The 10,682-nt window shown below is 66.1% G+C and carries 10 protein-coding genes; 8 read left to right on the top strand and 2 right to left on the bottom strand.

The window, feature by feature from the left end:
* Positions 1–556 (top strand): hypothetical protein (locus tag VFW04_13395; GenBank protein ID HEX5180323.1); only part of this gene is annotated, 556 nt, incomplete at its 5' end.
* A 1,936-nt stretch (positions 557–2,492) separates the two neighbouring features.
* Here VFW04_13395 and VFW04_13390 read toward each other — a convergent pair.
* Positions 2,493–2,642 (bottom strand): hypothetical protein, encoded by a 150-nt coding sequence (locus tag VFW04_13390; GenBank protein ID HEX5180322.1) that lies wholly within the window; start codon positions 2,640–2,642, stop codon positions 2,493–2,495.
* A 74-nt stretch (positions 2,643–2,716) separates the two neighbouring features.
* On the opposite strand from VFW04_13390, the gene VFW04_13385 reads away from it, so the two are divergent.
* From VFW04_13385 to VFW04_13375, 3 genes are read left to right on the top strand one after another with little or no spacing between them, the layout of a single operon-like run.
* The gene (locus VFW04_13385; GenBank protein ID HEX5180321.1) at positions 2,717–2,878 is read left to right on the top strand and encodes a hypothetical protein; all 162 of its coding nucleotides are present in this window, start codon (positions 2,717–2,719) and stop codon (positions 2,876–2,878) included.
* A gap of 35 nt (positions 2,879–2,913) precedes the next feature.
* On the top strand, positions 2,914–3,321 hold the full coding sequence (locus VFW04_13380) for a hypothetical protein (GenBank protein ID HEX5180320.1): 408 nt from the start codon (positions 2,914–2,916) through the stop codon (positions 3,319–3,321).
* A complete protein-coding gene (locus VFW04_13375) occupies positions 3,318–4,181 on the top strand; it encodes a hypothetical protein (protein HEX5180319.1) in 864 nt (287 codons plus the stop codon). Before VFW04_13380 ends, VFW04_13375 begins: the two co-directional genes overlap by 4 nt.
* 907 nt (positions 4,182–5,088) lie before the next feature.
* On the opposite strand, the gene cobA is transcribed toward VFW04_13375, so the two are convergent.
* A complete protein-coding gene (cobA, locus tag VFW04_13370) occupies positions 5,089–6,636 on the bottom strand; it encodes a uroporphyrinogen-III C-methyltransferase (protein ID HEX5180318.1) in 1,548 nt (515 codons plus the stop codon).
* Positions 6,637–6,736: 100 nt separating this feature from the next.
* Between cobA and VFW04_13365 the strand changes: the two genes are divergently transcribed.
* The 4 genes from VFW04_13365 (at position 6,737) to VFW04_13350 (ending at position 10,618) form a co-directional block, all read left to right on the top strand.
* A complete protein-coding gene (locus VFW04_13365; GenBank protein HEX5180317.1) occupies positions 6,737–7,906 on the top strand; it encodes an FAD-dependent oxidoreductase in 1,170 nt (389 codons plus the stop codon).
* Positions 7,907–8,062: 156 nt separating this feature from the next.
* Positions 8,063–9,484, top strand: coding sequence for an FAD-binding oxidoreductase (locus VFW04_13360; GenBank protein HEX5180316.1), 1,422 nt, complete (start codon positions 8,063–8,065; stop codon positions 9,482–9,484).
* 90 nt (positions 9,485–9,574) lie between these two features.
* Entirely contained in the window at positions 9,575–10,003 is a 429-nt protein-coding gene (locus VFW04_13355; GenBank protein HEX5180315.1) for a VOC family protein, read from the top strand.
* Between the two features lie 45 nt (positions 10,004–10,048).
* The gene (locus VFW04_13350; protein HEX5180314.1) at positions 10,049–10,618 is read left to right on the top strand and encodes a TetR/AcrR family transcriptional regulator; all 570 of its coding nucleotides are present in this window, start codon (positions 10,049–10,051) and stop codon (positions 10,616–10,618) included.
* The last annotated feature ends 64 nt before the right edge of the window (positions 10,619–10,682 follow it).

The following is a 10,682-nucleotide window of genomic DNA, read 5'->3' as shown; positions in this document are numbered from 1 at the left end:
GTTCACACAGGAAGACCCGTTAGGACTAGCGGGTGGGCTCAACGCGTACGGATTCGCGAACGACGATCCAATCACGTATTCGGATCCGTTTGGGCTGGACCCTTGGTGGTGGCAGACGGCGGCGCGAGTGTCGATTGAAGTCGTCGCCCTGGCGGCACATCTTCACTTGGGTCCGCTTCAATCGCCACAGAAGGAGGTCGTACGGCCGGCTGAGTCACACCCAATTGAACAGCTGTTGGAACCAGCACACGAGGTAGGTCCAGAAACGATGGGCAAGACCTCGTCCGAAACCATGTCGGACATTGAATCCAATCAAGCAATGGACGCTGCGACTGCGGCAAGCGCCAAGGTTGCAGCCGGCCCACCCCCCACGCCTTTCGAACTTCCCAGTGGCGAAACATTGACTAACATAGGCTCAGCAGCCGATGGCGCGCCGATCTTTCAAGTGGCACCTGCTGTCGCGCCTACGGCAGAAGCTGCCGCACCGGTTGCGGAAGCGGCTAGCGGCGCAGAGGGTATCAGCGAATTGGTGGCGTTTATTGCCGCGCTATTTTGATCTTGCGGTGGACGCTCAACACTCGTGCTGGTTACGGCCTCCCCGCGCAAGAGATCCTGGCAGCGATCGAGCCTTGTCGTCATGCTCCTGAGTGCCAACCAGGACTACTGGCCGCCCCGAACGTGCCGGGTGCAGGACTTTCAAGCAAGGATTTGTGCGACGAATCCGAGGAATTCCGAATCTGAATTTGTAATTCGCGCGTCTCTCTGGTAGCGGTCTAGAGTCACAGAGAGTCAATTGCCCTCGTTGTCGCACTGGCGTCGGCTGGCCGCGTGGGCCGGTCCGGTGGCACCCGAGGTCCGTCGAGGATCGCCGGGCTGATGACACGATCGGCGCGGTCACGTCGTGTGGTCGAACACGTAACTTGGTCTGCCTCGCACGTTTGCGAAAACACGGACGGTATAGTGCCATCGGACCGGAGGCAAGGCTGGTCGACGTGCGCGAAAGAGACCGACATTCTTGTCGCGTCAAGAGAGCCATTCTGACTGTGACCTGTAAACCAGTACTTCAAACCATCGCCGTAATCAATCCGTCAACGGCTTAAGGCAACCGATGAGTTGGGTAACTCCCATTGCGAAATTGATTGACGCCGTCGCGAGGCCGCTGGGGGCAGACCCAGTGCACGGGATTCGCGTTAGACAAATCGATATCTCGTGCAACTCGGAAGGATCAAGCGACAGAGTGATCGCCACGTACGCGTTCGAGCACGACGCGGCCGTGAGCGGTAAGGTGGTGAGCTTCGACCTATCGGCCAGTCCCCTGTCGTTCGTTCGTGCGCAGGGAAGTCGTTGCCGGGTCTTGGGGCCAGTGAGATTCAGTGGAGGGCGCATCCTCTTATGTCACCTGCTACCGGGCGAGGACTGGCATAGCGCGTCAGTCGAGATCTGTCTTGCGTGGCCAGCACGGTCCACGGATGCCCACTCGCCGCCGTTAACGATTTTCCCCGCTATGCTCCCGGCGCTGGTCAACGAACGGTTCAACTTGGGACGCTGGCCACAACCTGTCCTACGCTACGCCGGGGACGTAGAGCCGGCCGCGTTTATCGGGACGTCGACTGACGAGAACGGTGCGCTGCGACAACTCGCTCTCTATCGTGGAGATTACGCTGCTACCGTTTCCGTTCATCCGAATGTCGCACTCAGGTTGGGCGTCGGCTTGACTAACGTCGCTGAGACGCAGGAGACGAGTGTATTGTCGTTGCTGACTGACATCATGAGGTTCTTGGCCGCGGACTTACGGTACGATGTGAACGCATGCATACTCGCCTTGGCGGTCGAGCGGACTCCGGAGTATCCCGCACTGTGGGGGACGCCATGTCTTTCCGAGTCTCCGTCGGCGTACGGCCTGTCGAACGGGGTGCAGCCAAACCACGCGACCCTCGCTCGCTCCTTGGCTGGTCTTTGGTGGGCTAGCGGCTGCCGACTTGCTGGCGAGAATGCATTCGAGCTGTCGTTCGCCATTTGCGGCGCGTTGGGTCTCCGCTGGACGGCGCACGTCGATTCGGCACGGACTGCTAGATTCGTCGAAGGCTACCTGTTGCAGAGTCGCGATGCCCAGCGCCCCTCCTCGGCTCGATTAGGATGGCGTTGGTTACTATCGCTGTATGAGCACATGTGTCGCCGCGAAGGGGTAATGGACACGCTTCGGCGACTGACAGCGGAGCACTACGGCTACGTCGTGCCAGCGCACGATGTGCGCGCGTGCCTCGTGCGCGCTGGCGTCGCGCTCGATCAGCTCATGCCGCCAGGGCTAACTGTGCGGGACTAACGTTGCCGAGTGTCGAGTGCCGCCGTGGCAATTGTGTCGGGTCTCGACGCAGCGGAAAATCGCCAGCTGCGCCTCATCCCGCGTGTCCCAATCGCCCGGAGTAGTCAGGTTCAACGCGGGGGGTAGCAAAGAAACTCTCTGTGGGTCGAGTCAGTGGTCCGGACCCGCGTTACTCACCGACCCACAACAATGGCGCACCGTAATGTCTGATCACCGGATCCGCAGTGACCAGCACAAACCCCTCCACAATCGTTTGCGTGATCAACATCCGGTCGAACGGTTCGCGATGATGCACGGGCAGCGCCGACACGGCTGCCACGTGACGAAGCCGAATGGCAGCTCGAGGCGCTGTGCGTCCGGCCCGTGGGCACAGTGTCGCTCTCAAGCCGGCGCTTGCTCGGAACCGTACGGCCACGCTGCAACCTGACGATCGGAATGGAGGCGTTAGGCCTGGCCACGCACGACGCGTATCACGCTGGGCAGATGCAGATGATCGCGCGCGCGTCGCACGATGCGCGCGTGAGCAAGCTGATCGACCACGCGGCGACTCGCTGACTTTCGCCTACTCCACGACGCTGGCGAGCCCGTTGGTGCAGGCCACCATCCCGCTCGCGGCCGGCAGCAACGCCGTGACGAGCTTCACCCCGGTGGAGACGCGTGGTCTCCAAGGCACGGCGGCGGTGGCGCTCGGGGCGGCGAACACCAAGGTCGACGGGCCGCGCACGGATGTGGGGGACACGACGGAGTTCTGGCTCACGGCGTTAGGCGCGCCCAACCGCACTCGCGACGCCCTGGGGAACGAAACGCTCATCGCGTTCGGGAATTCGACGTTCCCAGGCCTGGCCACGCGCATAGAGCACGCAAACGGGCAGATTGTCGCCGCGGCATACGACAGCCTTGGCCACGTCAAGGCGGTCACGGACTCGACGACGTTCGATCCGAGTCCGCTTAGGTATGCGACGACCTCGTATACCTGGGACCCGCCTGGGATTTCATGACGCGAACGATCAACCCGGAAGGCGACTCCAGTACCGCGACCTACGACGCCACGGACGGCAATACGCTGACCGAAAAGGACGGCGCCGGACACCAAGTCGCGTTCGCGTACTACACGACGGGTACCGCGACCGCGCTGCTCAGGAGCGTCCAGTATCCGAGCGGGGCCAAAGACTCTCTCGTGTACGACAGCCAGCTCGGGAATCTCGTGCGCACGATTTCGCCGTTGGGCATAGTCACCGCGCACGCGCGGGACGACGTCGGTCGGGTGGTCTCCGACACAACGCCTAACGACTCGACAGCCGGCTCGCGCTCACTCGGCACCTGCTCGCTGTTGGATCGGGATACGCTCAGCATCGACAGCGCCGGCGCGCAAGTGCTGCACGTGCGGCAACACGTCGACCGAGGAGGGAACGTCGACAACTTGTGGAAGTGGAGTACGCCAGACCCGAACAGCATTGGCGTTGAAAAGACCGCATTTGCGTACGATCGCGCCAGTCGGAAGGTCACCGAGACGCTGATTGGCTTTCAGCCGATCACCTGGACGTACGACGCCGCTGGTAACCTGACCGACGGTGGTCGGCGGCCGACGACCAACGTGTACGACGCGCTCAATCGCCGAGTCATTGCGAGCGGAAGCGAAGAGGCGACGTACGGGTACGACGCCGTTGGGCATCTCGTGGTCGCGAACAATCCGTACGCGAGAATTGCGCGCACGTACAACCCAAACGGGACGTTGGCCAGCGACACGTTACGCATTGCGACCGTGCTGCGCGTGAGCTTCGCGTGCTCCGCCACATCGGCGAGGGTGTCGATGCCGAGACTCGATCGCCGCCCTGAGCGCCTAACGACATGCCCGTAAGTACGGAATTCTCGTCTTATTCACCCTGTGCAGAGCTTTCCTAGATGGGGTGGTGCAGAAAAGAAACGAGCGCCCAAACCACGCCTAAAACCACGAGCGCGCGCTTTGCGAGGACAAGCGACCAACCTGTCGCGGTGTAGTCGTCCTTGCCCTTAACAAGCGGGATTGGTAACTCCTTCCACCACTGATCCTTCCCAGCTGGTCGCACCCTACATAGTGCTGCAGCCAGAGTCAGCCCAACGACACAGATGAAGATGACGACAAAAACGACGAGATCGAACGGCAAAGCGTGCAGGCCCTCGTGGCCATTCTGAACGACGATAGACTGATGGTGTATCAGCACAGTCGTTATGTACGAACGTCAAGACTGGGTTCACAGTGCTCGGTGCCGCTTAGAGATTTTGTAGGAGACCGGGATCCGCGATCAGCGACGCGCCGGATAGCAAAGAACCCAACCGTCTCACTCTCGTGATTTCGTCGTCGCGCGGTCAACTGCGGCTTGTCTTCGATGCCCCTGCAATAAGAGGACTAGTACTAATAAAGGGACCACATTCAAGAAGATCAAAGTCGTCCCCCCCATTGAATCGCACCGCCCCGACGACGCCGATCCCGAATACGGCTGGCGCCTAACCGAATCGGCCGTCGGTGCGCACCTCCTCAACGGCGCATCCGTCACCGGCCTCGACCTCCAGTACTGGCGCGAGCGCAACGTGGAGGACGACTTCGTGCTCCGCGCCGGGCTGCGGTACACCGCACTCGAGGCGCCGCGGCGTGGAAGCCCGTGCGCACCGTGCTCGTCGGCGAGGGAGGGGTCGATATCGAAAACTCTGACGACGTCGCCCGACCACTGGCTGGAACGCTGAAGAGCGTGCGATCGGCGTGGTTCGCGACCTTATCGGCGCTTCGTTCACCGCAGCTCGGCGACAACTGCGCCCACGAGCGCCTCGATAGTCGCCGCGGCCGCCTCGGCGTGGACCTCTAACCCGTGCATGCGAGCTGCACTACTGGTCACCGGCCCCATCGTGATGATCCGCGCACCGTCCACCGCGCCCGCGTCTCCGCCAAGCGCCTCCAAGAAAAAACGAACGGTGGACGCCGAGGTGAACGTGATCGCGTCCACGCCCCTCACGGCAACCGCATCGCGCGCCGCGCTCGCGCCGCCCGTGTCGGCTACCGTTCGATAGGCGACAACCTCGTCGACCGCCGCGCGCATCTCGCGCAGCGACCCCGCGAGCGCATCGCCCGCGCCCTCGGCTTTGATGAACAAGACGCGCGCGCCTCCCACATCGGCGCGCTCTCGAAGCGCGTCGCCAAGTCCTTCTGCCGTGGCCCGCACCGGAATCACATCGGCGGCAAGGCCGTGCTCGAGCAACGCTCGGGCGGTCGCCTGCCCAACGGCTCCCACGCGCACGCCCGCAAACCGCCGCGCATCCCCGCCGATATCACGGAGCGCCGCCCACGCGATCTCCACCGCGTTCTGCGACGTGAACAGCACCCACTGGTAGCCATCGAGCCGCACGAGCGCGTCGCGCAATGGCGCGGGGTCGGCGGGCACGATCACGATGGCCGGCGCTTCGATCACCTCAGCGCCTAACTCCGTAAGGCGCGCGGCGAGCTCCGACGCCTGCGCGCGGGCGCGCGTCACGATGATCCGCCGACCGTGCAGTGGGCGCCGGTCGAACCACGCGATCTCGCCGCGCAGCCGCGCCACCTGGCCCACGATGGTGATGGATGGCGCCGCAATTCCCGCCGCACCTGCGGCTTGGGCGATGCCCGCCACGGTGCTCTCGACCGTCCGCTGCTTGGGCCACGTGCCCCATTCGACGACCGCCGCCGGCGTGTCGGCGGGCAGTCCACCAGCGGTCAGCGCGGCGACGATCTCCGGCAACCGCTTCACACCCATGTAGAGCACGAGCGTGCCGCCGGCGCGCGCGAGCGACGCCCAGTCGACATCGCTGTCGCCCTTCGTCGGATCCTCGTGGCCGGTCACGAACGTCACCGCCGATGCGACGCCCCGATGCGTCACCGGAATGCCCGCGTACGCAGGAGCGGCGACACCGGCAGTCACACCAGGGACGATCTCGAACGACACGCCGGCTCGCGCGAGCGCTTGCGCCTCTTCGCTGCCACGCCCAAACACGAACGGATCGCCACCCTTGAGTCGCACCACCCGCTTGCCTTCTCGCGCCAGGCGCACGAGCAGCGCGTTGATCGCATCCTGCCGCGCGGAAGGCGCACCACCGCGCTTGCCGACATCGTGCAGCTCTGCGCCGGGTCGCACAGCACCGTCTTGCACGATCTGCGGATTGACCAACGCGTCGTACACGACGGCATCCGCCTGCGCGAGCAGCGCGCGCGCGCGAACTGTAACGAGTCCCGGATCGCCCGGTCCCGCGCCCACGAGCGACACGAATCCGGATGCTGGACGGGCAGAATCGGTCGACGGGGGTGGCACGGTCATCACTCGGAAAATGCCCGGTGCGGCACGCAAACTCAACGCGACGGTCCGTGCGCCTAGGTGCATCGCAGTCTGCCGGCGCGTATGATCATGGGACATGACCACCCCAGTGGCGGAGCACACCGCCGCGGCGACACGTACCGTCCTCGCCGGTTGCTCGTTCGCCGGACTCGAGTACTTGTATCGCACCGTGCGCCGGCGCGGGCGCTTCGCCGCCGGCACAATGACGGTGATCGATCCGCGCCCCATCCACTCGTACGTTCCGCTGGCGCACGAGGTGACGGGCGGGGTGCGCGGCGCGGAAGCGTTGCAGTTCGATGCGGCAGCCTTCTGCCGCGCGATCGGTGCCGAGTGGATCCAGGGTGCCGTCTCGACGCTGGACCGCGAGCGGCGTCTGATCGGTCTGGCCGATGGCCGTTCGGTGCCGTACGACCGGGTGGTGATCGCCATCGGCAGCGTGCCTAACTTGCCCGACGCGTTCAAGCGATCGCCCGCCGTGATTCCGGCCAAGTTCGTCGACGATGCATCCGCCTTGCGACGACGGCTCCACGTGCTGCGCGTGTCCGGCGCGAGCGTGCTGCGCGTCGTGGTGATCGGCGGGGGCATCACCGGCGTCGAGTGGAGCGCCGAGCTCGCGTCCGGCCGCGTGGATGGATCGCGCGTCGCGACAGCGCTGGTGAGCGACACGTCACGCCTCCTCCCGACGTTCTCGCGCGCGGTGTCGCAGCGCGCGGCAACCGCGTTGTCATCGGGAGGCGTCGAGCTGTTGTTAGGCAGACGGGCCACCGGGCTCTCGCGCGATCACGTGCTGCTCGAGGGCGGGACCTCCGTGCCGTGCGACGTGGTCGTGTGGGCCGGCGGCGTGCGCCCGCATCCCGTGGTCTCGACACTCGGCTTGCCGGTCACTGGCGATGGCCATCTCGTCGTGAACGCCCGGCTCGAGGTGGACGGCGATCCGGCCATTCGCGCCATTGGCGACTGCGTCCGCGTGGTGGAAGGGGGACGCGAGTGGCCGACGACGATGCGCGCCATCGAAGCCATCTGGCAGGGTGCGGCGCTGGCACGGTTGATGGATCCCGATCCGCGCCGCGAGCCCAAGCCGCATCGCCTGCATCGGGATTTCTCGTACGGCATTTCGCTGGGACGGCGGCGCGCGGCCATCGTCAACGGCCGCTTCATCGTCGGCGGCGCGCCGGTGGTCACATTCCGGCGTCTGCTGCAATGGGGATACTACCGGCGCCTCGAGCGCCTCGAGGCCAAAGCCTAACGCAACACGGCCGGCCGCAGCTCGCGCGACACCGGACGCCGGCGCGCCGGCGCGCCGGCCGCGGGCGATTGGACCGGCCACGACTACAGATGTCGGGATGAGCGATTCCGCTGCGATAGTCCGTTATAGGAGTATGTCCCTCTCGCGGAGATTGGTATGAGCAGCACTCTCACTTCCACAGTGCCGGGCTCGGCGGCGCTCGATGCGGGCGCGCTGCGCGCATTTGCATCGACGCTGCGCGGCTCCGTCCTCACGCCGGATACGCCCGGGTACGACCAGGCGCGCACGATCTGGAATGCCATGATCGACAAGCGTCCGGCGGTGATCGCGCGCTGCGCGGGCGCCGCCGACGTCGGACACGCGGTGCGCTTCGCGCGCGAGGTGGGCCTCGACATCGCGGTGCGCGGCGGCGGCCACAACATCGCCGGCAGCGCGCTCTCCGACGGCGGGCTCGTGGTCGACCTCTCGGGCATGAAGTCGATCCGGGTGGATCCAACGCGCCGCGTGGCGGTGGTCGAGCCGGGCGTGACGTTAGGCGAATTCGATCATGACACGCAGGCGTTCGGCCTGGCGACGCCGGTGGGCATCAACTCGACGACCGGCATCGCGGGGTTGACGTTGGGCGGCGGCTTCGGCTGGCTCTCCCGCACCTACGGCCTCACGGTGGACAACCTGCGCTCGGCCGACGTCGTCACGGTGAACGGCGACTTCGTGCACGCCAGCGAGCGCGAGAACGCCGACCTCTTCTGGGGGCTCCGCGGCGGCGGCGGCAACTTCGGCATCGTCACGGCGTTCGAGCTGGGGCTGCAGCCCGTCGGTCCCGAGGTGATGGCCGGCCTCCTCGTCCACCCGTTCGCGGACGCCGGCCGGCTGCTCCGGCGGTATCGCGAGGTGTGCCTCGCCGCGCCTAACGAACTGTCGGCGTGGGTGGTCATGCGCAAAGCGCCCCCGCTGCCCTTCCTGCCGGCCGACGTGCACGGGACGGACGTCGTCGTGATCGCGGTCCTGTACTCGGGCGACATGCAGGCGGCCGAGCGCGCGATCGCACCGCTCCGGGCCATCGGGAAGCCGATCGCCGACGTCGTGTCGCCGCACCCCTACACCGGCTTCCAGGCCGCGTTCGACCCGTTGCTCACGCCGGGCGCCCGCAACTACTGGAAGACCCACGACCTCGCACCGATGAGCGACGAGGCGCTCGACCTGGCGATCGACGCCGTGCGCCGGCTGCCCGGCGAGCAGTGCGAGGTGTTCCTGGCGCAGTTAGGCGGCGCCGTCCGCGCGACGCCCGAAGACGCGACGGCGTACAGCGGGCGCAATGCCGACTGGATCGTGAACGTGCACGCGCGATGGACCGATCCGGCGCAGGACGAGCGCTGCATCGGCTGGGCCCGCCGGCTGTACGCCGATCTCGCGCCGTATGCGACCGGCAACGCGTACGTGAACTTCATGTCGGGCGACGAGGGCGATCGGGTGAAGGCCGCGTACGGATCGCACTACGCGCGGCTGGCGGCGCTCAAGCGGAAATACGACCCGATGAACCTGCTGCGGACCAACCAGAACATCTCGCCCGCGGCCTGACGGCCCGCCGGGGTCGGGATCGATGTGATACGTTGACGTATCGCTGCGATACGCGTACGTTTCACATCGGTCCCGAGCCGGAGGCGCCACATGCCCGCCTGCGTCCGCTACATCGTCACCAACGTCGACGCCGCAATCGACTTCTATACGCGGCACCTGGGATTCACCGTCCAGATGCACCCGTCGCCGCCGTTCGCCGAGATCGCGCGCGACGAGCTGCACCTCTACCTCACGCAGCCCGGACTCGGCGGCGGCGGCGCGCCGATGCCGTCGGGCGAAGCGCAGCAGCCGGGCGGGTGGAACCGCATCCATCTCATCGTGCCGGACCTCGACGCGATGGTCGCCACGCTCCGCGGCGCCGGCTGTCGCTTCCGCAACGATGTCGTCCAGGGCGTGGGCGGCAAGCAGATTCTGCTGGAAGATCCATCGGGAAATCTCGTGGAGCTGTTCGAGCCGAACACGGCGGCGTATCGCGCGCCGGGCAGCGGCTCGTGGCGCGGCGGCGCCACCACCGGGTGACGCGCCACGCCTAACGAAAAGCCGCGGCCGCCGCGGCGGCGTGCGGTGGCGACGCGCCGGCCCCAAGACCCGCGCGTCGCCCGCTCGCGCCGCATCATCCTCGGCGCCGCCCTCGATGAGTTAGGCGAAGCGGGCTACGGCGCGTTCAGCATCGAGTCGGTGGCCGCGCGCGCCGGCGTCGGCAAGGCGACCATCTATCGCCTCTGGCCGCACAAGCTCGCGCTCATCGCCGACGCGTTTCGCATGCTCCAGGACGAGGGCGACCCGGACCTGTCTACCGGCACGCCGCGCGAAAAGCTGGTGCGCATCGTGCGCCACGTGGCCGAGGTCGCCAAGCACTCGCCATTCTCCAAGTGCCTGCCCGCACTCATCGATGCAGCGGAGCGTGATCGCGAGCTGCGCACGTTTCATCGGCGGTTCCAGGCCGCGGCGCGCCGGCCGCTCATCGCGCTGCTCGAGGCGGGCGCCAAATCGGGCGATTTTCCGCGCCACCTCGATCCGGAGCTCACGGCGTTCGCACTGCTGGGCGCGATCTTTTTTTGCCGCCTCATGACGAGCAAGCCGTTCGATCCGGATCGGGCGGCTGATCTCGTGGACGAGGTGTTGGGCCGCTGACGCGGCTTCTCCAGGCGCCCGCAATCGCCTGTTACGGAAAAAGCAGTTGACAAGCCGTTCTCGC

The sequence above is a fragment of the Gemmatimonadaceae bacterium genome, assembly GCA_036273715.1.
GTDB lineage: Bacteria > Gemmatimonadota > Gemmatimonadetes > Gemmatimonadales > Gemmatimonadaceae > JADGGM01.
This window is presented reverse-complemented; position numbering and strand designations above follow the sequence as displayed.